We start from the raw sequence: 23,840 nt of genomic DNA, 5'->3' as shown, positions 1-23,840 counted from the left end.
AGAGGATTATCATAATGGACTCAGTTAATGGACAGCGTAATCTGACGCGTCTTCCAAATTTCACGACTGGCCGCCTGCTAGTCGTTGGCGATGTCATGCTTGACAGCTACTGGCATGGTGTGAGCAATCGGATTTCTCCGGAGGCACCCGTGCCGGTGGTAAAGATCGAGCAGGAGGAATTAAGAGTTGGCGGCGCGGGAAACGTGGCTCTAAATGTAGCATCGTTAGGTGCCGTAGCAACATTAATGGCACCTGTCGGCGGCGATTCGGCAGCGAAAGAACTACGCAGCCTTTTGCGCGAGGCCAACGTGGATTCGCTGCTACAGGAAGTGGTAGGATCAAAAACGATAACGAAATTACGCATTCTAGCTAAACATCAGCAGCTGGTTCGCGCCGATTTCGAAGACAATTTTCCAAGTTGGGACGCGAGTTGCATGGTAGAGCAGTTCCAAGAACAGCTTGCCAACGTAGATGTTGTACTCCTATCCGATTATAAAAAAGGCGCTTTGCAAAGAAGTTCGGATTTGATTCGAGCTGCGAAACTTCTTGGAAAGCCAGTAATCGTTGATCCGAAAGGAACAGACTTTAGCGGGTATTGTGGTGCTACTATCATTACCCCCAATCTATCCGAATTTGAAGCAGTTGTCGGGAGGTGCAACAATGACGAAGAACTAGTAGAACGTGGCGTCGCGTTACGAGAGCGGCTCGACCTGGAGGCCGTCCTTGTCACGCGCAGCGAAAAGGGTATGACACTACTAGCGCGTGGGCACGAACCATTTCATTTACCGACCCGCGCCCAAGAGGTATTTGACGTGACGGGCGCAGGCGACACCGTCGTCGCGACGCTTGGTGCCGCCTTAGCGGCAGGTACGTCTTTGCATGACGCGGTCATCCTGTCGAACATTGCGGCCGGTATAGTCGTTGCTAAGTTGGGCACGGCTACGGTGTCGGTAGAAGAGCTAGAATATGCAATGCATTCGTCAGGGAGCGAAACCGCACACGGACTCCTTACAACCGACCAGTTGATCAGTCGCGTTAATGCTGCACGTCGCCGCGGTGAACGTATTGTTATGACCAATGGATGCTTTGATATCCTTCATCCTGGCCATCTCGACTATTTAGAAGAAGCACGTCAACTGGGAGACAGACTGATTGTCGCGATTAATGACGATGCTTCCGTAGGTCGGCTAAAAGGCCCTGAACGTCCACTTAACTCACTCCCATCTCGCGCTCGTATGCTTTCAGGCCTTGCATCAGTCGACTGGGTAATTTCGTTTTCCGAAGATACGCCGGCCGATCTAATTGCTTCGGTACTACCCGACGTTTTAGTTAAAGGTGGTGACTATACAGTGGCGGATGTTGCAGGCAGCCCTGCAGTCATTGCCGCCGGAGGCACTGTCGAAATTCTAGGATTCACAGAGGGTTATTCAACAACCAGTCTTGTAGAGAAGATTCGGGGGAGAGCAGCGTGATCATTGTGACTGGCGGTGCCGGCCTTATAGGCAGTAATATCATTGCTGCGCTGAATGCACGGGGCATCGATAATATTCTGGTCGTAGACAATCTGAAGAATGGGCGAAAGATGGTTAATCTCGCAGATCTTAATTTTGTCGACTATATTGACCGTGATGATTTCTTAGCGCGCATCCGCGCCAATCACCATTTTGAAAGCATAGAAGCAGTATTCCATCAGGGCGCCTGTTCGGCCACTACAGAATGGGATGGGCAGTTCATCATGCGTAACAATTTTGAATTTTCAAAAGAACTGCTGCATTGGTGCCAAAAAAAGGACGCTCAGTTCATCTATGCTTCCTCTGCCTCAGTATATGGATTAGCTGAAAATGGCTTCAGTGAACGACGTGAATGCGAAAAGCCAATCAACATGTATGCGTTTTCGAAATTCCAGTTCGACCAGTACGTTCGGTCGCTGCACGGATCGCTGACTCAACAGGTTGTAGGTCTTCGTTACTTTAATGTATATGGCCCGCGTGAATCGCATAAAGGGTCAATGTCGAGCACTCCTTTTCATTTTAATAATCAAATTCTTACAGATGGAGTTGCGCGCCTTTTTAGCGGAACGAGCGACGCCGAAAACGGCAACCAGAAGAGAGACTTCGTTTTTGTCGAAGATTGTGTTTCTGTTAACCTTTGGTTTTATGAAAATCCTGAGCTAAGTGGTATTTTCAATCTTGGAACCGGAGTTGCAAGAACTTTTAATGATGTTGTTAAGGCGGTAATACATTGGCATGGTCAAGGTAGAGTGGAATATATTCCTTTTCCAGAGCATTTAAAAGGTTCTTATCAAAATTATACTCAAGCTGATATCAGAGCATTGCGTGCAGTGGGTTATCAAAAACCGTTTCACACAGTGGAAGAGGGTGTTGGTAAGTACATGACTTGGTTGAATAGGGGCAGAAAGTAATCTATAGCTGGAAGCTTTCATTTAATCTCCCGTCCTTGTAACACTCTCTGGTGGCGTTTCAGAGGACGGGATCGAATGTATTATTTTTCTCCAGTTTCAGAACTGCGATCTCGCTACCTACTTCCCTTTTTGCGCCGTGGGGGCTTGAGGGCGAATGCGTGTGGCAATGGACCGAAGCTTACGGGACGGATTAAAATATGTGGACTGATCGCGGTAAAAACAGCGATCAACTCATCGAGTACGGCCTTTGCTCGAAACAAACCAATGTTGCGCGGAGGGCGTGATCGCACGAGAATAAATTGCTAGTGCAGAGATGGAATCTAGTAAAGATGTGGAGAGGCTTGGAGAAGCACTGAACAATTCAATTCTACTTTTCGAGATTACTTCTATGTTTTGTTGGGTGTTGCGTTCGTTGGTACTTGTTGAGTCTTGTGTGGAATCCTCGACTGATCTCCGACCGCAAACAACCCGGGCGTAGCCTGACTCTGACAACTTCGCTTACTGTATATCGACGATTTCACCCCGGCTCTATGACAGCATCGTCTTCCGTAGTGTAACGAGCATCGTAGTTAAGAAGCTTGTTAGAAATTAAATTACAATTTAGCAAGTTTCAACAAAGGCCGTCGATGCTGCGACTTAAAGGAATATGTTCAGTCAGGAAGTGGGTTCACGCCAACCATGTACTCGCCGACTATTCTATACGGCGTAGCTGAATGCTTCGATCTGTATGAAAGCTATTTTCATAGTTAATTCCAAATTGCAAATATGCCCCATAACTAACCATCTTTCCTATTTCCCAGATGGCTTGGGGTTTTAATCGAACAGGTCAGCGGAGCTGAATAGAACCCCCTTGGCGTCTTTAGACGACACCATTGGTTCGGAAGTTAGTGACCATTTAACATCCAGAGTTGGATCGTTCCAAGCAATACAGCGCTCGTGTTCAGGCGTATAATAAGCGGTCGTTTTATAAATGAACTCTGCAAAAGTTGAAAGAACTAGAAATCCATGCGCAAATCCTTCAGGTACCCACATCTGTATCTTGTTCTCGGCACTTAGGATCTGGCCTACCCAGTGACCGAACGTCGGCGACGATTGGCGTAGATCTACCGCAACATCGAATACCCTCCCAGCCACAACACGTACTAATTTACCTTGAGGATTACAAATCTGATAATGGAGTCCACGTAGGACATTTTTCACTGATTTCGAATGGTTATCCTGGACAAAGTCGACTTTACGTCCTATTGCTTCATCGAACTGTGCTTGGTTAAAACTTTCATAGAAAAAGCCGCGCTCGTCCTCAAATATCCTAGGTTCGATAAGCAGCACATCTGGAATTGCCAACTTGGTAATCTGCATTAAAATACCGTTTCCTTTAAAACACGAATCAGGTACTGGCCATATCCGTTTTTTTTCATCGAGCTCGCTAGCTCTTCTAGATGCCCAGCATCGATCCACCCCTTTCGGAAAGCGATCTCTTCTGGACATGCGACCTTCAGTCCCTGCCTACGTTCAATTGTCGCGATAAATTGACTCGCATCGAGTAACGACTCATGGGTGCCGGTATCAAGCCAGGCGTAACCACGTCCCATAATTTCGACGTGCAGCTTGCCCATTTCCATATACAAGCGGTTTAGGTCAGTAATTTCGAGTTCCCCACGCGCAGACGGCGTAAGCGTACGTGCAAGCCGCGCAACGTTCTCGTCATAGAAATACAACCCAGTGACCGCGTAGTTTGAGCGCGGCGCTGCCGGCTTTTCCTCTAGGCTTATGGCCTTTCCGGCGATATCAAAGTCGATTACTCCGTAGCGCTCAGGGTCCTGAACATGGTAGGCGAAGACGCTGGCGCAATCGGTGCGCGCATGGGCGCGCTCGAGCAGGGTGTTGAGGTCATGACCGTAGAACAGGTTATCACCCAAGACCAGCGTCGATGGCGAATCGCCGAGGAACTGCTCTCCGATGAGGAAGGCCTGCGCTAGGCCATCCGGCGACGCCTGCGCGGCGTACGAAAGATTCAAGCCCCAGCGAGCACCATCGCCCAGCAATTGCTGGAAGCGTGGCGTATCTTGCGGTGTCGAAATGATCAGGATGTCGCGAATTCCACCCAGCATCAGCGTGCTGAGAGGGTAATAGATCATCGGCTTGTCGAATACTGGTAGTAACTGCTTCGAAATCGCCAGCGTGGCCGGGTGCAGGCGGGTGCCGCTGCCGCCTGCCAGAATGATGCCTTTGCGCTTCATGGGTGTCCTCATAGCTTGTCTTGTGCCGCCAACTCGGCGACCAGGCGGTTCACGTAATGTTTCCAGTCCGGCAGTACCAAGCCGAAACTGTCGCAGAATTTTTTGCAGTCCAGTCGAGAATTGGTTGGCCGCACGGCCAGCGTCGGGAATGCGTTACTAGCGATCGGCTGCACCGAATCTGGCCCTGCCTTCAGTTGCGCGCCACTGGCCTGCGCCTGCGCCAGCACATGGCAGGCATAGGCGTGCCAGGTAGTGCTGCCACTTGCGGCCAAGTGATAGGTACCAGACAAATTGCGTGCGTCAGTCCCAAGCACCGCGATGCGATGCAGCGCCAGCGCCGTGGCATCGGCAAGCAGTTCGGCCCCAGTCGGCGCCCCATGCTGATCGGCTACAACGCTCAGCGTTTCGCGCTCTTTTGCCAGACGGATCATGGTCTTCGCAAAATTACCGCCATGCAAAGCGAATACCCAGCTTGTACGCAAAATCAGATGTCGCGCGCCGCTGGCCCGAATACGTTCCTCGCCTAAGAATTTAGTGCGGCCATATACCGACAAAGGATTCACAGGATCGGTCTCACGCCAAGCGCCTTCTTTCGTGCCGTCGAAAACGTAGTCAGTCGAGTAATGCACCAGCCAGGCGCCCGACGCGGCGGCTTCCTCGGCAAGCACACCAGGCGCAACAGCATTGCATACCTGAGCCGATGCCTCGTCACTTTCCGCCTTGTCTACCGCCGTATAGGCGGCGGCGTTGACAATCACATCCGGGGTGTAACCGCGCACCAGGGCACGCAACGATTCGGGTTCACTGAAGTCGGCCTCGCTACGCCCGCAGGCAAGCAACTCACCCAGCGGTGCGAGCGCGCGCTGAAGCTCCCAGCCCACCTGACCATCCTTGCCAAGCAAAAGGATCTTCACGCACCCGCCTTCTCATTTGCGTAGTGCCTGTCGACCCATTCGAGATAGGCGCCGCTCGTGACGTTGTGCACCCATTCCCCGTTCGCCAGATACCATTCGACCGTCTTGCGGATGCCGGTCTCGAAGGTCTCGGCCGGACACCAGCCCAGTTCGCTCTCAAGCTTGCTGGCATCGATCGCGTAGCGGCGATCATGACCAGGACGATCCGTCACGAAAGTCATCTGCGAAGCATACGACTCGCCATCGGCACGCGGGCTCAGTTCGTCGAGAATTGCGCACAATGTCCGCACCACGTCGAGATTGGCCTTCTCGTTCCAACCGCCGACGTTATATGTCTCGCCAAGGCGACCATCGGCCAGCACACGACGGATCGCACTGCAGTGATCAGTAACATACAACCAGTCGCGGATCTGCTGACCGTCGCCATAGATCGGCAGCGGCTTGCCGGCCAACGCGTTGTGGATCACCAGCGGAATCAGCTTTTCAGGGAAGTGATACGGGCCGTAGTTGTTCGAACAGTTAGTCGTCAGTACCGGGATGCCATAGGTATGGTGGTAAGCGCGGACCAGGTGGTCGGACGCTGCCTTGCTGGCAGAATATGGGCTATTGGGCTCATAACGATTCTGCTCGTTGAACGCCGGCGCGTCGTGCGATAACGAACCGTAAACTTCGTCGGTCGACACGTGCAGGAAGCGGAATGCCGGACGCGCGTCGGGCTCCAGGCCGTTCCAGTAGGCGCGCACAGCTTCCAGCAGATTGAAAGTGCCGACGATATTGGTTTGAATGAAGGCGCCAGGGCCTTCGATCGAACGGTCAACGTGGCTTTCTGCGGCGAAGTTCAAAACCGCACGAACCTTGTGCTCAGCCAGCAGACGCCCCACCAAAAGCCCATCGCCAATGTCGCCGCGCACGAAGTGGTGCCGGGGATTGTTTTCCAGGCTGGCGAGATTCTGGAGATTGCCTGCGTAGGTCAGTTTGTCGAGATTGACGACTGGCTCGTCATGGTGGCCCAGCCAGTCGATGACGAAGTTCGAGCCAATAAAGCCCGCTCCGCCCGTCACAAGGATGGTCATTCCTGCGCTTCCTGGGGAAAGTCGGGGATCGCGCAACGCTATGGCGCGTGGCCGATCCTGAAAGTTATAAGGGCGAGCGGCATTTCATCTCAGACCAGCTACGCAAGAATCATACATCGCTAGACCCTGATTTGCGCGGTTGCTCACCTGATATAGATACCTGACGCAAGCGTAATATTCTGGCTACATTTTCCGAGTGATTGTATCTCTTTGTCAATGCTGCACGATGTCATTTCGTCAAACGACAGGGATAATCAGCCTCGGAAAGAGCAATTGAATAGAATAGCGAATAGCTTAGCGAGGAAGAGCTTACCCTCACTTACTAAATATTGAGCAGTAGAAATGCGGCGGAGCAAGGCGGGCTTGCTCGAATAATACTCCATCACGCCGCCTTCGCCGCCCTCAGCAACGCCTCAATCCCCTGCGCCTCCACCGGCCTGCTGAAACAATACCCCTGCATCTGGTCACACCCGTGATCATGCAAGAACGCCAGCTGCGCCGACGTCTCCACCCCTTCCGCGATCACGTTCAGCTTCATCGAATGCGCCAGCGCGATCACCGCGTTCACGATCGCGGCATCGTCCGCATCCTGCGTTAGATCACTCACAAACGAGCGGTCGATCTTGAGGCTATGGATCGGAAAGCGCTTCAGGCTCGCCAGGCTCGAATACCCGGTCCCGAAATCATCGATCGCCAGCTGCACGCCCATCTTCGCCAGCCTGGCCATGGTCTCGGCGGCGGCGGCAGGGTTCTGCATCAAGACGCTCTCGGTGATCTCCAGCGTCAGGCTGCGCGGATCGCAGCCGGTCTTCGCCAGCAGCGCGGCTACGCGCTGGGCCACGTCCTGGCCCAGGAACTGGCGCGCCGACAGGTTCACGCTCATCCGCAACAACGGTAGTCCCTGGCGCAGCCAGGCGACCTGCTGCGCCATCGCGGTTTCCAGCACCCATTCGCCGATCGGCACGATCAGGCCGGTTTCCTCGGCCAGCGGGATGAAGTCGGATGGCGCCACCATCGGCTGGCCGTGCGGCTTCCAGCGCAGCAGCGCTTCCACGCCGTGCACGGCGCCCGTCGTGATGTCGACCACCGGCTGGTAGTGCAGCAGGAATTCCTGGCGCTGCAGCGCGCGTTGCAGCGCGCCTTCCATGCGCAGATGCTCCACCGACTGGGCGCCCATGTCGGCCGCGTAGAAACTGTAGTGGTTGCCGCCCGTGCCTTTGGACTGGTACATGGCGCTGTCGGCGCACTTGAGCAGGGTCGCGGCGTCCAGGCCGTCACGCGGGTACATCGCGATGCCGATCGAGCCGGTCGGGAAGACCTCTTGCCCGCACAGCAGCAGCGGCTGGAACAGGTTACCCAGCAGCTTGTGCGCCACCTTGGCCGCGTCGCCCTCCCCGGCCAGCTCGGGCAAGACCACCACGAATTCGTCGCCGCCCTGGCGCGCCACGGTGTCGCTCTCGCGCAGGCTCGACGACAGGCGGCGCGCGATCTCCACGATCAGCTGGTCGCCGGCGTCGTGGCCCAGGCTGTCGTTGACGTGCTTAAAACGGTCCAGGTCGATAAACATGACCGCCACCTGCGTGCCGGCGCGGTGCGAGTGCACGATGGCGTGCGCCAGGCGGTCCTGCAGCAGCAGCCGGTTCGGCAGGCCCGTCAGGGCGTCGTGGTTGGCCATGCGCAGCAGCGCTTCCTCGGCGCGCTTGCGGCGCGAGATGTCCTCGACCACCGCGATGAAGCGCTGGTTGCCGTTGGCGTCGCGCATCATCGACACGCTCACGTTCACCCAGATTGGCGTACCGTCGCGGCGCAGCAGGCGGCGCTCGCGCTGGTAGTCGCCGATTTCTCCGGCGCGCAAGCGTTTCGCCAGCGCCAGTTCGTCGGGCAAGTCGTCTTCAAACGTCAGTTGCTGGAAGAAACGCTGCAACAGCTCCACCTCGGTGTAGCCCAGGATCTGCGCCATCTTGCGGTTTACGCGCAGCAGGCGTCCATCCTTGCCCAGCAGCACGATGCCGACCGCCGCCTGGCTGAAGGTCAGGCGGAAGAATTCCTCGCTCGCCTGCAGGCGCAGGCGCGCCTTGCGGCGGAACGTGATGTCCTGGCCGATCAGCAGCAACAGGTAGCCGCCCGCCTGCCGGGTACGGCGTACGTTGAAATCCACATAGCGTACGCCGTCGGCGCGGCCGTCCAGGGTAACCTGCACATTGTCCTGCGGCGCGCCGGTGCGCAGCGCCTCGTCGACGCGGGCCGCCAGTTCCGGGTCGGGCAGCAACTGGTCGAGCGGGAGACCGGCCGCGATCGCGTCTTCCGGCGCGCCGATCAGGTCGGCCATGGCGCGGTTCATCGAGCGCACCTTGCGGTCGGCGTCCACCACCACCAAGCCGGCCGGCATGCCGTCGATCACTTGCTCGAGGTAGTTGCGGTTCTGGAGCAGCTTGCGCTGGCCGGCGTGGCCGTAGGTGTCCAGCGCCAGGCCGATGTCGAAACAGACCACCTTCAGCACCGAATCCCAGGCTTCGACGAAGCGTGCCGGATCGTCGTGCAGCTTGTGCTTCAGCATGCCGGATAGTTCGGACAGGTATTTGCGGTAGGCGCCGATATACCATTTCGGGTCGAGCCCGATGCGCTGGTGGGCGGCGCCTACCCGCAAGCGCTCGTGGATATAGGCTTCGCCGTAATCGCCCGCCGTCAGGCTGCTGAAATAGGCCGCCTGCGCACGCCGCAGGCGCGCCGTGGTATCGGCATCGCCGAGCAGATCGCGCAGGTGCGGGAAGGCCAGCAAGTGCGCGTAGAAGTTGTCCGAGAAGGTGTCGCGCTCCTGTTCCAGCAGCTCGTGCAGCTCGCGCAGCACGGCGGCGTCGCGCTCCCCGAACTGCAGGAAATCCTTGCGTGCCGCGATTTCCTCGTCGTCCAGCCCGATCTCACGCGCGAGGACGTCGATCATTTCCCGGGTTTCCCTCATGCGAACCGCCGCACGTGCGCTGGCCGCAAGACCGGATATGATCTACTGGATTGCTTCTGGATTGTCATCGGGCAAGACTTGGCCTGGGGGTCGACCAAGATTTAATCTCTATCAGGGTATTTACTTGCATGATAGCAAACCGGATGCTGGGCGGTCCCGGCAGCGTTGACCCCTGTTGTTAATTGGTCAATGGCAACGGTAGTTACTTGAACCAGATCAAGTTGCGGCAAGCGGCGGCGATCCGGTTTGCGCCGGATCCGCCTGCGGCAAGAAGATGATGAAACTCGAACCACGGCCCGGGCCGGCGCTCTCGACGCTGATCGTTCCCTCATGCAGCTCCACGATGCGGCGCACGATATACAGCCCCAGGCCCAGGCCACTTGCATTGGCCTGAGTCTGCAGGGTGAACGCACCGAAGACATGCGGCAGGTCGTGGGCGGCGATGCCCTGGCCGCTGTCGTTGACCCGGATGTACACGGCGTCGGCGGCGCCGGCAATAACGACTTCGACCGATCCGCCTTCGTCGGTGAACTTGATCGCATTGAGGATCAGGTTCCACAACACCTGCTGCAGCCGGCGCGGGTCGGCGTGCACCAGGAAACGGTCGCCGAAATCGGCCGGCGTCACCCTGAACGCGATGTGCTTGTCGTGCGCCTTCGCTTCGATGGTCGATACCGCTTCGCGCACGATCCGGCCCAGCGATACCGGGCTGCGCTCGACCGACATCGTGCCGGTGAGCGTGCGGGCGGCGTCGATCAGGTCCTCGACCATGGCCGCTTCCTGGCGCACGTGCACCCGCATCGCCGTCAATGCCGCTGTCAGCGCCGGCGGCGGGTCCTGCAGGGTCTTCGACAGCAGGTCGATGCGCATCGCCAGCGCTGACAGCGGCGTGCGCATCTCGTGCGAGACGGTGGCCAGGAACAGGTCGCGCGTCTGGCTGACGCGATGGAGTTCGTCGATCGTGTCGCGCTGGCGGTCGAGCGAATCGGCCAGCGTGCGCAGCAGTGCACGGAAGGTGGCCAGCCGTCCCGCGGCCAGCGGCGCTTCCAGCCGCACTTCATTCCACAGTGCCTGGCCTGGCAGGCCCAATAACCTGGCCAGTTGTTCGCATGCCATGGGAGAGCTGAAGTCGCTCCAGCGCCAGCCGAATACCACCGCGCCATAGCGCTCGCCAGCGCGGGTCAGGGGCAGGCCGCACACCCGCATGCCGTGGAACTCTTCTTCGGCGTAGTCGACCGCGCCGGTCAGCGCCGCGACGATCCGCCGATCGACCGCCGAACCCGGGCCATCCTCGTGCCACAGGCACGATGTGCCCAAGAGGCGGGCGGTTTGCGAGCCCAGCATCGGCCCGAGGCGGCGCCCTCCCCCGATGTCGTACGCCGACACCACCATGCCGCTCGTCTGGCAGAACTGCAGCAGCGGCGCCTGCCACTCGCTCCAGTCGAGCTGCGGCGAGTGGGATTGGGCGATGCGAATCACGTCGGGTCTTCGACCGGCTGCTCGACCGATGGAGGAAGCGCCTCGCCTTGCGCGACCGCGACCTCGATGGCGGGGCTATGGCGCGTAGGCGAGCGCGACAATAAACTCGAGTAGGCCGAGAACGGCAGCTGCGGGACCGCGTTGACCTGGCTTGCCGCCGAGGTGTTCTCTTCGAGCAGGGCCACGCCGCCGGCGGCGATGACGTATTCGCGGGTAACCTGCTGGATGCGGCTGCCGCGCACCTTCGGAATCGCGATCGCACGGCGCAAGACCGTGGAAATCTCGACGTAGCTCAGCAGGATGATATTGTCGACCAGGTGCGATCCCTTGAGTTCTTCGCTGATCTGCGACACCCCCAGCAGTTCAGGGCTCTCGTAGTTGAAGAACACCGTGGCCAGCCGGTTCTTGAAATGGGTTGCCACCGCATACAGGAAGTCGGCCACCTCGGTACGGCTGGCCAGCTCGTAGACGGCGACCGAGTCGAACACGATGCAGTCGATGCCTTCGCGCTCGACCAGGCTGGTGACGTGGTCGAAGTGCACGTCCAGTTCCAGTTCGAGCGGCGACTCGTACAGCAGGAACAGTTCGCCACGATCCATCATGCCCTGCAGATCGAAGCCGAGCGATGCGGCGTTGCGGATCAGCTGGCGTGGATGTTCGTCGAGCGTGACCAGCAGGGTCTTGCGGCCGGCCTGGGCCGCCGCGGTCAGAAACTGCACCGACAGCACGGTCTTGCCGGTTCCCGAAATGCCGCTCACCATGGTGACCGAACCTTCGTACAGGCCGCCGTCCATCAGGACGTCGATGGCGGGGGCGCCGGTCGAAATACGTTGTTCCGAGGTCGGCTGGTCGTCCAGCAGCTTGGGGCGCGACTGCGCGCGCCGGTACACATGCACGCCCTGGTGCGCCTCGATGCGCATGGTGTGGCTGCCGCCGATGAAATCCTGCCCGCGCGACTTGGCCACCGTCAGGCGCCGCTCGACCCGGCGCTTGTGCTCGGCCCGGCTCAGTTCGATGATCGTATCGAACACGAAGCGTTCGTGCGCGGGCGTCGCCAGCGACTCGTCGCGTTCGGCCGTGACCATGGTGGTCACGCCGAGCCGGTTGAGGCCTTCGATCAGGACGTGGACGTCCTCGCGGAACGGCAGGTCATGCACCTCGGCGTACAGGCGCATCGGTGTCAGGCCGTCGACCAGCAGCCGCTTGGCGCCCATGCCGCGCAGCGCATCGGCGAACACGCCGTCGCCGTTGCGGAACTCGGACAGCAGCACGGCAGGGCTGGTCTGGATGATCTTGACCTTTCCGGCGTCGATCTGCGCCTGCAGGTCCCAGTCGAAGCCCGCGGCATCGCGCAGCAGCTTGGCCGAATCGAGCTCGAACGACACGATCACGCCAGGCTCGTCATATTGCGCGGCGCCCGCGTGGATGAAACCGAGGCCGAGTGTCGTCTTGCCCGAGCCCGGCGGGCCTTCGACGATCAGGTTGTTATGGCGCGGAATGCCACCCAGGAGGATTTCATCGAGTCCTGCGATGCCGGTTCTGATCAGATCGTCCACGTTGCTGCTTTCTGTATAAGGTTGTTGCAGAGTTAAATTCAGGAGACAGTCTAGCAGTTGCCGGGCGTATCTGTTGACATGCATCCACGGGTGATCGGGTATGGCCGGCGCACCATTCACCTTCCGATGAAGCGTGCGCAAGTCCAGCGCCATCCGGTCTTGCAATAGCACAAAGTTCGCCACAAATATCAGAGGGAAAGTGTTTGATGGACACATTTCAAGGAGCCCATCGTGACGCTATCCCCTCTTCCGTTACAGATCGCCACCGCGGTACTCGGCTGCGCCATGTCAGCCAGCGCCGTCGCCACCGTCGCGGTGATACTGACCCCGCTGCAGCCGACAGTCGACCGCGGCGGCGATGTGCTCGTGCGCGTCGTCATGACCAATACATCGGCCACCTCCCAGCACCTGCTGCGCTGGCGCACGCCGCTCGACGGGGTGGAGTCGCCCCTGTTCGAGGTGCGCCGCGACGGCCAGCCGGTGCGCTATCTCGGCCGGCGCATCAAGCGCGCGCCGCCGGGGCCGGCGGACTATGTGCGGCTCGATCCGGGCGCCTCGCTCAGCGAGACGGTCGAGCTGTCCCGCTTGTACGAGATGAGCGTGACCGGCAGCTACACGATCCGCTACCGCAGCGCCGCCATGCCCGCGCCGGGCGCCGCGCTGCAGCCGGTGGCGGGTGAACTGGTATCGACACCGGTGAACATCTGGGTCAATGGCCCCCTGCCGCGCGGCAGCAGGATCGCGGCCGTGGCGCCGGAGCCTGGCCAGCCCGGCCTTCACTATGCCAACTGCTCGAACGCCCAGCAGGAACACCTGGGGACGGCGATGGCTGCGGGGCGGGCGATGGCGGCCGGCGGCCATGCTTATCTCACGTCGGGCAAGGGGTATGGCGAACGCTATACGACCTGGTTCGGGGCGCCGGACGCGGCGCGCGGCGCCAGGGTCACCAGCAATTTCACGGCGATCAAGGACGCTTTCGAGAACAAGCCGGTCAAGATCGATTGCGATTGCAATGAGCCGTATTTTGCGTATGTGTATCCGGCGCGGCCATATACCGTATGGGTGTGCAAGGCGTTCTGGGCCGCGGCCGTGACCGGCACCGATTCACGCGGCGGCACGCTGCTGCATGAGCTCAGCCATTTCGAGGTGGTGGCGGCGACCGATGACCATGTGTACGGCCAGGCCGGCGCCGCCGAACTGGCCCGCTCGGCGCCGGACCGGGCGATCAATAACGCCGATTCACATGAGTATTTTGGCGAGAACACGCCACCGCAGCAATGATGGTCGGGCGCCGCATGTGCGATACATCGTGGGGTGGTTGGACGCGTGGACGGCGAGCCGTCCACCCTACAGCCGCCCTTACCCTAAATGGGGTGGATGGCCCTGCCATCCATCCTACAGCCGCCCTTGCATTAAAGTGGGGTGGACGGCTCTGCCGTCCACGCGTCCAACCACTGCATGCATCACAACGCAACCGCGATCTGAACGCGTGGACGGCGAGCCGTCCACCCTACAGCCGCCCTTGCACAAAGTGGGGTGGACGGCTCTGCCGTCCACGCGTCCAACCACTGCATGCATCACAACGCAACCGCGATTTGAACGCGTGGACGGCAAGCCGTCCACCCTACAGCCGCCCTTACACAAAGTGGGGTGGATGGCTCTGCCGTCCACCCCACAGCCGCCCTTGCACTAAGTGGGGTGGACGGCTCTGCCGTCCACGCGTCCAACCACCGCATGCATCACAACGCAACCGCGATCTGAACGCGTGGACGGCGAGCCGTCCACCCTACAGCCGCCCTTAAACTAAGTGGGGTGGACGGCGAACCGTCCACCCCACAATGCGTCTAGCCACAATTCGTCTGCCGACGGTTCGTCTGGCGCACGGTTCGGGTCGGCGTTAAGGCAAGCAGGCGCCCTACCGCTGCGTAAACGAAAACTTCACCGGAATCGCCGGACTGCTCTTGATACTCGCCGCATCGAGCTTGCCCGGATTGGCCAGCCACGGCCCCGCATAGCGGATCTCGTAGCTGTGCTGCCCCGGCTTGAACGCGTACGCCTGGGTGATGTCGATCGTGTTCAGGTGGGTGGTCTGCGGCTTGACCTCGAGGTAATCGGCCAGGCCCGGCGCGGCGCGCTTGACCATGCGGCCGGTATAGGCCACTTCTTCGGCCGGCGTGCGCAGGCTGAAGCGCGGGGCGGTCAGGTCGTCGCCGAGGGCGATCTCGCGCGGGATCCACACCGACTGGTCACTGCGGTTCTCGATCAGCACGCGTACCTTGACCGACGTCGAACCGGTCTCGACCTCGAGCCGGTGATGCACGTTCACCTTGGCCTCCACCGCCTTGACGACGCCGACCACGCCGCCCAGCGCCAGCAGCGTTGCCAGCACGGTCGCCGGCATGCTTCGTTTGACATGCATCTTCACTCCTTCGGACACGGGGCCATATGGTTTGATCGAGCGAACGCCTTCGCGGCGAGCGCAATACGATTATGACACGACTCGCCTAACCGGTTCAGGGCAGTATGTTACCGCCTGTTTCAGGCAAGGCCGCCAGGATGGTTACCGCCACCCGCCGGTTGCGCGTCTGGCCGGCCGGGTCCGTGTTCGGCGCCACCGGCCGCGTGTCGGCAAAGCCGATCGCCGACAAGCGCGCGGCCGGCAGGCCGTTGTCGATGAACAGCCGCACCACGCTCGAGGCGCGCGCGGTCGACAGCTCCCAGTTCGACGGATAGATCGCGCTCGCGATCGGCAAGTCGTCGGTATGGCCCTCGACCTCGATGCGGTGGGTGTCGTCCTTGAGCAGGCCGGCCACCGCGCCCAGCACTTCGCGCGCCTCGGGGTCGAGCACGGCCTGGCCCTGCTCGAACAGCACGCTGGCATTGATCTCGACGCTGATGCCGCGCGCATTCTGCGTTACCCGTACCTGGCCCGACTTCACCAGCGGCAGCAGGGTCGCCGACAGCTCGCGCGCCATCACGCCCATGCGCTCCTGCTCGCGCCGCGCGGCTTCGTTGCGCTTGCGGTTGATGATGTGCGACAGCGGCAGCACCGGCTCGACATTGGTGCTGACCTGCGTGGCCGCGCCGCGGCCGCCGAAGGCGTCGCCCAGGGCGTCGGACAGCACCTGGTACTTGCCCTCGTTGACGATGGAAATCGCGTACATCACCACGAAGAAGGCGAACAGCAGCGTGATCAGGTCGGCGTACGAGATCAGCCAGCGCTCGTGGTGCTCTTGCGGGACGTCGTCGTCGTAGCGCTTGCGGGCCATGACCGTTCGCGTCAGTGGCGCGCCAGCAGGCTGGCGACGCGCTCGTCGACCACGCGGCCATGGTCGCCGCTGGCGAGGTCGGCGAAGACTTCGGCCAGGATCTCGTATTGCGAGACGCGGTCGTTGACGATGGCCTTGAGTTTGGTGCCCACCGGGAAGAAGAACAGGTTGGCCAGGCCGACCCCGTACACGGTCGAGACGAATGCGACCGCGATGCCGGAACCCAGGCGCGCCGGGTCGGACAGGTTTTCCATCACCTGGATCAGGCCCAGCACGGCGCCCAGGATGCCGATCGTCGGCGCATAGCCAGCCGCCGATTCCCAGATGCGCGCCGCCTGTCTCTGGGCGAATTCGTAGCCGTTGATCTCGTGTTCGAGCAGGCTGCGCAGTTTATCCGGCCCGATGCCGTCGACCACCAGGCGCAAGCCCTTGGCGACGAACGGGTCGGCCTTGTTCATGTATTGTTCGAGCGCCAGCAGGCCGTCGCGCCGCGCCGACTGGCTCCACATCGTGATGTCGCGCGACAGTTTCAGGCGGCCGTTCTTCGGCGGCCTGAACACCCAGCGCAGCATGCCGAGGCCGCGCAGGAAGGTGCGCGCTTCGCTCTGCAGCAATACGGCGCCGAAGGTGCCGACGACGACAATGGCGAAGGCGGCCGGCTGCATCAGCGATGCGAACCTGCCGCCGTCGAAGGTGTAGCCGAGGAAGATGCCGGCGAGCGCCAGCACCAGGCCGATTACGCTGGCCCAGTCCATATATGCTCCCGCAAGGTGGTGCGCAGGCGCGCAACGGCCTGGGTGTGCAGCTGCGACACCCGCGATTCGGAGACGCCCATGACGGCGCCGATTTCCTTGAGGTTCAGTTCTTCTTCGTAGTACAGGCCCATCAACAGTTTCTCGCGCGGCGGCAGGTTGTCGATGGCCTCGATCACCGCCTGGCGGAAGTCGGTTTCCATCAGGCCGCGCAGCGGATCGCTGTCGTCCACCGCATAGCGGTCAAGGAAGTTGCCGTCGCCGTCGTCATCACGGAAATCCTCGTAATAGACCAGCTGGTGGCCGCCCGAGTCGGCCAGCATCTCCTGGTAATCCTCGAGCGACAGATCGAGCGACTTCGCCACTTCGGTTTCGCTGGGCGGACGGCCCAGGCGCTGCTGCAGCGCGTGCATCGCGCCCTCGACCTTGCGCATGTTCTGGCGCGTGCTGCGCGGCATCCAGTCGCTGCTGCGCAGTTCGTCGAGCATGGCGCCGCGGATGCGCAGCACCGCGTAGGTCTCGAACTGCGCACCGTGGTTGTCTTCGTAGCGGTTGATCGCGTCCAGCAGGCCGATCATGCCGGCTTGCACCAGGTCATCCACTTCCACCGAAGGCGGCAGCTTGGCCTTCATGTGGTGGGCAAGGCGCTTTACCAACGGCATATGCTCCGTCAGCAAAGAATTCTTGTCCGCTTTCCCTTTGACCGTGTACATGCTGGTGTGCGTCTTTTCTCTATGCTTGTGCTATGCGCGTTGCGTTGTCGATCAAGAACCGAAGTGGGCCGCACTGCCCTGCTTGCCGAACTGCGGCATGGCGTGCAGCGCGAACTTGCCGGCCAGCTGGCGAAACGCGATCGAGGCGCCGGCCAGCGGGAAGGCGTCGACCACGGCCCGGCCCAGGCGTGCGGCGCGGTGCAGGTATTCGTCGGCCGGCACCGAGCCCATGAAACTGAGCTTGACGGCGAGATAACGTGTTGCCGCTGCTGACATATTATCGTATACCACCTTGGCCTCTGCCTCTGTCGCACCGGTAACGAGGATGCCGAACGGGCGCCGGCCCAGGTGCATCGACAGCCGCTTGATCAGCGCATACGCGCTGGTGATCGAGCTGGCGCTGGTGGATACCTGCACCACGATCTCGGAACCGGCCATCGAGGCCACCGGGAAATCGCCGTCCGGGCCGAGTTCGGCGTCGACGATCACGATGGCCGCCTGCGTGGCCAGCACGTCGAAGGTCTTGCCGAGGCGGCGCGCATCGTTGTGCGATTCGGGCACGCCCATCGGCACCACCGAGAAGCCCTGCGGCACCGGGCGGATCACCTGGTTCAGGGCGCTTTCCTGGCGCGCGACCTGCAGCAGCGATGCGCCGCGGTTCAAGCCCAGGCGGCGCGCGACGCCGTATTCGACTTCGCAGGCGTCCACGATCAGCACGTCGTTGCCGGTCTGGGCCAGCGAGGCGCCCAGGTTGACCAGCATGGCGCCCTTGTCGTCCTCGGGCGTGGCGGACAGAAAAGTGACCACGCGCGGACGCGGGCCCTGCAGCATGCGGCGCAGGCCTTCGGCCTGGTCGAAATCGAAACTAGCCAAGGTTCACCTCGCGTGCGCCGGCGGTTTGGGCGGCTGCGGCCATCATCACCGGCAGGTCGGTATCGGCAAGCTGCGCGCCGGCCGCGTTGCCGCGGTTGCGGAAGGCGCAGTCCACCAGCAGGTTGCGGTCGGCCACGTGCAAGTCTTCCGGCACGCGCTGGCCGTTCGAGATGTAGTGCAGGTTCAGCTTCTGGCGGATCACGATGTCGAGCACGCCGCCGATCGATGCGGCTTCGTCCATCTTGGTCATGATCGCACCGTGCAGGCCGCTGCCCTGGTAGGCGCGCACCACTTCGTTCAGGGTCTCGTTGGTCGCGGTCGAATTCAGGCACAGCAGGCGCTTCACTTCGGCGCCCGAGCTCGACAGCATGGCGACCTGCTCGGCCACCATGTGGTCGCGCTGCGACATGCCGATGGTGTCGATCAGCACGGTGTGCTTGTTGCGCAGTTCCTTCAGGGCGATGCGCAGGTCGGCTTCGTCCTTTACCGAGTGCACCATCACGCCCAGGATCTTGCCGTAGATGCGCAGCTGCTCGTGGCCGCCGATACGGTAGGCATCGGTGGTGATCAGGGCCAGCTTGTCCGGGCCGTGGCGCATCACGCAGCGCGCGGCCAGCTTGGCGGTGGTGGTGGTCTTGCCGACGCCGGTCGGGCCGACCAGGGCGAACACGCCGCCCTGCTCGAGCATCGCGTCCTCGTTGCCGATGGTGTTCAAGTTGCGAGCCAGCACGGTCTTTACCCAGCGCATGGCGTCGGCGGCGTCTTTCGCCGCCGGCATTTTCTCGATCATGTAGCGCGCCAGGGTGGCCGAAAAACCAGCCGCCAGCATCTCGCGCAGCACGGTCGCCTTGTGCGGCTCGCGCTGGGCGGTGGCGTTCCACGACAGTTCGGCCAGCTGCGTTTCCATCAGGCCGCGCATGGCGCGGATCTCGTTCATCATCCCGCTCATTTCGGCGGCCGCCGATTCCTTGGCCTGGGCGATGGCGGCGCTCATCATCGAGGTCATGGCGGTCATGTCGATGGTCGGCTCCGGGGCCGGGGCGCGGCGCTCGGCGTAGGTCGGGGCTGGTTCGACGTGGGCGGCTGGAGCGGCCGCTGCGGTGAACCCGGGCGCTGCTGGCGCTGTATCCTGCAGGCGGCGCGACATGAAGGGCGCCCTGGCCAGCGCTGGCGCGTCGAGCTGCAGTTGCGGCGCCGGCTGGGCCAGTTCCGAGTCCGCGGCCGGGGCGGCCAGCGAAGCCACGTCGTCATTGTCGAGCGCCAGGATCTCGACCTGGCCGTCGACTGGACGGTTGGAGAGGATGACGGCATCTGGTCCAAGGGCTTCGCGCACCTTGCGCAAGGCATCCCGGGAAGTTGCTGCCGTAAATTTCTTCACCTTCATCTAGTTCTCCGCGCTTCAGTTCTGCATGACGGGCACGATGCCAGTCGACAGGAAGCATTATTGACGATGCCACTAGGAAACCATCAGGGGAAAAGGATGGGGAAAATGGTCTATTTCGTCGGGACCAGTAAAAACGATAATCTTTGACGGGATGGCAAGCCCTGCCGGGCATGGGCTCACGCCGGCCAGGATGTGCGAGCAGATGATGGATGCCGACAGCCAGCTGTCAGCGGCCAGGGCTGCGGCTTCTGGACTTGCTTGCTTTGGTCGCGCTGGACGACGCTGAAGTCGCCGGGCCGCTACTGGATGCATCCGGTGGTTGCGCAGCTTGTGCGGGTTGTGCGGGTTGTGGCGCGACCGGCGCCCTACTGCGCCAGTTCGGACGGCTCGACGCCGCCTGTTCGGATACGCGCGAACCGCTCGCGGCCACCTGCCGATCTGGCTGGCCTGGCACGCCCCGCGCGGGTCGCGGCAAACTGTTGGTCTCCGCACGACGCCATGGTGTGTTCCCTGCTGCCCCCGACGTGGTCGCCCCCGCGCGCGCGGTAGTTTGACGTGGGCTCATTCCAGTGTTGACTGTATTTTGCCTGGCGGGTTCGGCAGGAGCAGCAGCCCTCATGGTGGCCGATGCCCGCCATGAGCCTCCAGGAACCGGGGCGGTAGACGCCACATGGAGCCGTGCCGGCGTTGATTGCACCAGTACCGATGGAGAACGGAAGTTGCCCATCGCCGTCGGTACGAGGCCTGGTGCCGGCGGGGGTGGCGGGGGTGGCGGTACTGGCGTGCGTGCCGATAGTGTCGCTGGCGGCGTTGCGGGCGCAGAGGCCGAAGCCACGGTGGATGCTGCCAGCGCCGCTGGTGCGGGCGCCGATGCACCTTGGTCTGGATGCGTCATGATGCGCTCCAAGACTTTGGCATGGACTTTTTCCAAGCCCTCTACATACCAGTCGCGTTCCGAGATGCGAGCTTCAAAGCCTGGGTCGCGTCTTATGAGATTCTGTTTCTGGCGTTCATATTCTTGTATCGCTGCTTGAATCCGCTGATTCTCCGCCGAGTTTTGGGATAGTAGCCCGCGCATCGCAGAGTCAATCTCCACAAGGCGCTTCTGATCATCAGTCTGGCGCAAAGGCGGTATGGCCTGTGACTCAAGTAATTGATTTTTGGTCTTAGCATCCTCGAGTAAAAGCTGCATTCGGGAAATTTCTTCGCTATTTGCCCTGACGATCCGCTGACGCTCGCCGATCTCCCTTCCTAACTTTTCCCACTCCTTCGCCTGCGTTTTTATATTTTTCGGATATATGACGTTAGTGAATTGCAATAGAGAAATATCATGACTAAATGATGAAACCCTTCTCAATTCATCATCCAGTGGCTTGATTTTTCCGTCCTTACCGTCGATCGCGTCCTGTATGTCCTTCAGGGTCTGCTTGCACGCCTTGTCCTCGACGGCCAGTATGAAATAGTTCTTGTTATCGGTGACCGGAAAATGGTAGTGCTTCGAAAGATCATACGTGAACGAGGTTTCCTCGTAAAACTCACGCACTGCGGCTGCTGTTAGCTGGTCTTGCTCTCCCGGTTCGACCCGGCCACCGCTCATTACCCAGTTTGACGCATTGGCTGGTGTCGAAAAATCGCGTACCTCCACCCCTTTGTCTCTTGTCCGCCTGTCGGTTTTCTGCCCCAACAGATAATAAGGCCCCTGTTTCTCAAGGTGATATGGAAGTAGATAAGCTCTCAAAATAATCCTCCAAACAACAATCCGGGTAGACTGGACTTTCGCCCATCTGGCATGAGCGCTCGCGATACTACTGAGCACTGCTGACTTGCTTCTACGCTTACTTACGTTGAAGAGCACGAATTGGATGCTGCGAGGATTCTCAAAGCTCACACGGGCTCGGGAAATGTCGTCTTATCGGCGGGGCACGGTCGACACGTACCAGGACCGGGGCGGGTTTATCGTATGAACGATAGGATTAGAAATAAAGACCGAATGCAGCTGGCGCAGAATGCCGGTTGCACCGGCTCATCGTGGCGCCAGGTGGGCGGCACTCCGCCCACCCCGCAGGCCATTGACGTAGCTATTTACCCCGGTACGCCCACCAGGCTCGTCACCCGAATGGTTTTGCTTTCCGGCACTTCCGCATGCGACAGCACCTTCAGCTGCGGCACGGCGCGGCGCAGGAAGCGCGACAGCAGCACGCGCAGCGGGGCCGGCACCAGCAGCACCGGGGTGTGGCCCATCTGCTCTTGCTGGTTGGCCGCGTTGGCCGCCTGCTGGGCGATGGTGTCGGCCAGGCCCGGCTCGATGCCGGTGCCGTCGCCGCCATTGCCCATCGCCTGCATCAGCAGACGCTCGAGGCGGTTGTCGAGAGTCATCACCGACAGCTCGTTCTCGCCCGGGAACAATTGCTGGACGATGGCGCGACCCAGGGCGACACGCACTACGGCGGTCAGTTCCGACGGATCCTGCGTCATGTTCGTGTGTTCCGACAGCGCCTCGATGATCGAGCGCATGTCGCGGATATGCACGCCTTCGACCAGCAGGTTCTGCAGCACTTTCTGCAGGGTCGACAGCGAGACGACCTTGGGCACCAGGTCTTCGACCAGCTTCGGCGTGTCCTTGCCCAGGTGATCCAGCAGCGCCTGCACTTCCATGCGGCCCAGCAGTTCCGATGCGTGCGTGGTGATCAGGTGGTTCAGGTGGGTCGCGACCACGGTGCCGGCGTCGACCACGGTGTAGCCCATGCTCTGCGCCTGGTCGCGCAGGCCCGCCTCGATCCAGGTGGCCGGCAGGCCGAAGGCCGGATCGGTGGTCGCCACGCCCGGCAGCGTGCCGCTGGCCATGCCGGGGTTGATCGCCAGGAACTGGCCGTTCATCGCTTCGCCGCTGCCTACTTCCACGCCCTTGAGCGTGATGCGGTAGGCCGACGGCTTCAGTTCCAGGTTGTCGCGGATGTGCACCGGCGGCGCCAGGAAGCCCACTTCTTGCGCGAACTTCTTGCGGATGCCCTTGATGCGCTTGAGCAGCTCGCCGCCCTGGTTCTTGTCGACCAGCGGGATCAGGCGGTAGCCGACTTCCAGGCCCAGGGTGTCGACCGGCATGACGTCTTGCCAGGTCGCTTCTTCGCTCTCGGCGGGCGCCGACTTGGCGGCGGTGGCGTCGGCGGCGGCCGCGGCCGCGGCTTCCTCCATGGCTGGGGCAGCCTTCTTGCGCTTGGAGATCATGTAGCCGGCGCCGGCCAGCGAACCGGCCAGCAGCAGGAACACCAGGTTCGGCATGCCCGGGATCAGGCCCAGGCCGCCGATGATGGCGGCAGTGATGTACATCGCTTCCGGACGCGCCATCAGCTGGTTGGTCAGCTGCGAGCTGACGTCTTCCTCGTTGGCCACGCGCGACACGACCATACCGGCTGCGATCGAGATGATCAGCGAAGGAATCTGCGCCACCAGGCCGTCACCGATGGCCAGCAGGGTGTAGACCTCGGCCGCCTTGCCGAAGGCCAGGTCGTGCATCACGACGCCAACGATCAGGCCGGCGACGACGTTGATCACGGTAATCATGATGCCGGCGACGGCGTCGCCCTTGACGTATTTCGAGGCGCCGTCCATGGCGCCGTAGAACTCGGCTTCCTGTGCGACTTCCTGGCGGCGCTTGCGGGCGTCCGCTTCGCCGATCAGGCCGGCATTCAGGTCGGCGTCGATCGCCATCTGTTTACCCGGCATCGCGTCCAGGGCGAAACGTGCGCCGACTTCGGCGATACGGCCGGCGCCCTTGGTCACGACCGAGAAGTTGATGATGGTGAGGATGATGAAGACGACGATACCGACGGTATAGTTACCGCCGATCAGGAAGTGGCCGAAAGCCTCGACCACCTTGCCGGCCGCGGCGCCGCCGGTATGGCCTTCGGTCAGGACGATACGGGTCGACGCCACGTTCAGCGCCAGGCGCAGCATGGTCGAGACCAGCAGGATGGACGGGAAGGCCAGGAAGTCGAGCGGCTTGACCGTGTACAGCGCAGTCAGGAGCACGATGATCGACAGCGCGATATTGAAACTGAAGAACACGTCCAGCACGAACGCCGGCAGCGGCAGGATCATCATGGCAAGCAGCATGATGATCAGGATCGGCGCCGCTGCAGCCTTGCCGCCTCGTGCTCCGAGGCTGCTCATCCAGGCTGGCAGTTTCATGCTGTTGGTCATTCATTC

The 23,840-nt window shown here is 61.0% G+C and carries 18 protein-coding genes; 3 read left to right on the top strand and 15 right to left on the bottom strand.

What is annotated here, in order from left to right:
* Window positions 1-14: 14 nt before the first annotated feature.
* Together hldE and rfaD are read left to right on the top strand one after the other, a co-directional pair.
* Complete coding sequence (gene hldE, locus AC56KW_RS15930; RefSeq protein ID WP_497171653.1) at window positions 15-1,472, top strand: bifunctional D-glycero-beta-D-manno-heptose-7-phosphate kinase/D-glycero-beta-D-manno-heptose 1-phosphate adenylyltransferase HldE; 1,458 nt, start codon at window positions 15-17, stop codon at window positions 1,470-1,472.
* Entirely contained in the window at window positions 1,469-2,422 is a 954-nt protein-coding gene (gene rfaD / locus AC56KW_RS15925) for an ADP-glyceromanno-heptose 6-epimerase (RefSeq protein ID WP_497171652.1), read from the top strand. Before hldE ends, rfaD begins: the two co-directional genes overlap by 4 nt.
* Window positions 2,423-3,235: 813 nt before the next feature.
* Here the strand turns inward: rfaD and rfbC are convergent.
* The 7 genes from rfbC to AC56KW_RS15890 form a co-directional block, all read right to left on the bottom strand.
* Window positions 3,236-3,781, bottom strand: a complete 546-nt coding sequence (gene rfbC / locus AC56KW_RS15920; RefSeq protein ID WP_497171651.1) for a dTDP-4-dehydrorhamnose 3,5-epimerase — start codon at window positions 3,779-3,781, stop codon at window positions 3,236-3,238.
* A complete protein-coding gene (rfbA, locus tag AC56KW_RS15915; protein WP_497171650.1) occupies window positions 3,781-4,662 on the bottom strand; it encodes a glucose-1-phosphate thymidylyltransferase RfbA in 882 nt (293 codons plus the stop codon). Before rfbA ends, rfbC begins: the two co-directional genes overlap by 1 nt.
* A gap of 8 nt (window positions 4,663-4,670) precedes the next feature.
* On the bottom strand, window positions 4,671-5,576 hold the full coding sequence (rfbD, locus tag AC56KW_RS15910; protein WP_497171649.1) for a dTDP-4-dehydrorhamnose reductase: 906 nt from the start codon (window positions 5,574-5,576) through the stop codon (window positions 4,671-4,673).
* Window positions 5,573-6,649 carry a dTDP-glucose 4,6-dehydratase gene (gene rfbB, locus AC56KW_RS15905; RefSeq protein WP_497171648.1) on the bottom strand — a complete coding sequence of 359 codons (1,077 nt, stop codon included), beginning with the start codon at window positions 6,647-6,649 and terminating at the stop codon, window positions 5,573-5,575. The genes rfbD and rfbB overlap by 4 nt, the downstream gene beginning before the upstream one ends.
* A gap of 382 nt (window positions 6,650-7,031) precedes the next feature.
* Window positions 7,032-9,590, bottom strand: coding sequence for an EAL domain-containing protein (locus AC56KW_RS15900; protein WP_497171647.1), 2,559 nt, complete (start codon window positions 9,588-9,590; stop codon window positions 7,032-7,034).
* 234 nt (window positions 9,591-9,824) lie between these two features.
* Complete coding sequence (locus AC56KW_RS15895; protein WP_497171646.1) at window positions 9,825-11,087, bottom strand: sensor histidine kinase; 1,263 nt, start codon at window positions 11,085-11,087, stop codon at window positions 9,825-9,827.
* Window positions 11,084-12,643: an ATPase domain-containing protein gene (locus AC56KW_RS15890; protein WP_497171645.1), complete on the bottom strand. Its 1,560-nt coding sequence runs from the start codon at window positions 12,641-12,643 to the stop codon at window positions 11,084-11,086. Before AC56KW_RS15890 ends, AC56KW_RS15895 begins: the two co-directional genes overlap by 4 nt.
* Window positions 12,644-12,874: 231 nt before the next feature.
* Here AC56KW_RS15890 and AC56KW_RS15885 point away from each other — a divergent pair, with 231 nt between their 5' ends.
* The gene (locus AC56KW_RS15885) at window positions 12,875-13,924 is read left to right on the top strand and encodes a M35 family metalloendopeptidase (protein ID WP_497171644.1); all 1,050 of its coding nucleotides are present in this window, start codon (window positions 12,875-12,877) and stop codon (window positions 13,922-13,924) included.
* Between the two features lie 634 nt (window positions 13,925-14,558).
* On the opposite strand, the gene AC56KW_RS15880 is transcribed toward AC56KW_RS15885, so the two are convergent.
* From AC56KW_RS15880 to flhA, 8 genes are all read right to left on the bottom strand, one after another.
* The gene (locus tag AC56KW_RS15880; protein ID WP_497171643.1) at window positions 14,559-15,062 is read right to left on the bottom strand and encodes a hypothetical protein; all 504 of its coding nucleotides are present in this window, start codon (window positions 15,060-15,062) and stop codon (window positions 14,559-14,561) included.
* Window positions 15,063-15,156: 94 nt separating this feature from the next.
* Window positions 15,157-15,912 carry a flagellar motor protein MotD gene (gene motD / locus AC56KW_RS15875; RefSeq protein WP_497171642.1) on the bottom strand — a complete coding sequence of 252 codons (756 nt, stop codon included), beginning with the start codon at window positions 15,910-15,912 and terminating at the stop codon, window positions 15,157-15,159.
* An 11-nt stretch (window positions 15,913-15,923) separates the two neighbouring features.
* On the bottom strand, window positions 15,924-16,667 hold the full coding sequence (locus AC56KW_RS15870) for a flagellar motor protein (RefSeq protein ID WP_497171641.1): 744 nt from the start codon (window positions 16,665-16,667) through the stop codon (window positions 15,924-15,926).
* A complete protein-coding gene (locus AC56KW_RS15865) occupies window positions 16,649-17,377 on the bottom strand; it encodes an RNA polymerase sigma factor FliA (RefSeq protein ID WP_497171640.1) in 729 nt (242 codons plus the stop codon). Before AC56KW_RS15865 ends, AC56KW_RS15870 begins: the two co-directional genes overlap by 19 nt.
* Before the next feature lie 51 nt (window positions 17,378-17,428).
* Window positions 17,429-18,250 carry a MinD/ParA family ATP-binding protein gene (locus tag AC56KW_RS15860; RefSeq protein ID WP_497171639.1) on the bottom strand — a complete coding sequence of 274 codons (822 nt, stop codon included), beginning with the start codon at window positions 18,248-18,250 and terminating at the stop codon, window positions 17,429-17,431.
* Complete coding sequence (gene flhF / locus AC56KW_RS15855) at window positions 18,243-19,634, bottom strand: flagellar biosynthesis GTPase FlhF (protein ID WP_497171638.1); 1,392 nt, start codon at window positions 19,632-19,634, stop codon at window positions 18,243-18,245. Before flhF ends, AC56KW_RS15860 begins: the two co-directional genes overlap by 8 nt.
* A 226-nt stretch (window positions 19,635-19,860) precedes the next feature.
* Window positions 19,861-21,489 (bottom strand): NUDIX domain-containing protein, encoded by a 1,629-nt coding sequence (locus AC56KW_RS15850; RefSeq protein WP_497171637.1) that lies wholly within the window; start codon window positions 21,487-21,489, stop codon window positions 19,861-19,863.
* Between the two features lie 227 nt (window positions 21,490-21,716).
* Window positions 21,717-23,834, bottom strand: coding sequence for a flagellar biosynthesis protein FlhA (flhA, locus tag AC56KW_RS15845; protein ID WP_497171636.1), 2,118 nt, complete (start codon window positions 23,832-23,834; stop codon window positions 21,717-21,719).
* Window positions 23,835-23,840: the final 6 nt, after the last annotated feature.

Source organism: Telluria sp. RT2P19 (assembly GCF_059685725.1).
The sequence above is the reverse complement of the archived record's forward strand: the minus strand, read 5'-3'. Positions and strand labels throughout refer to the sequence as shown.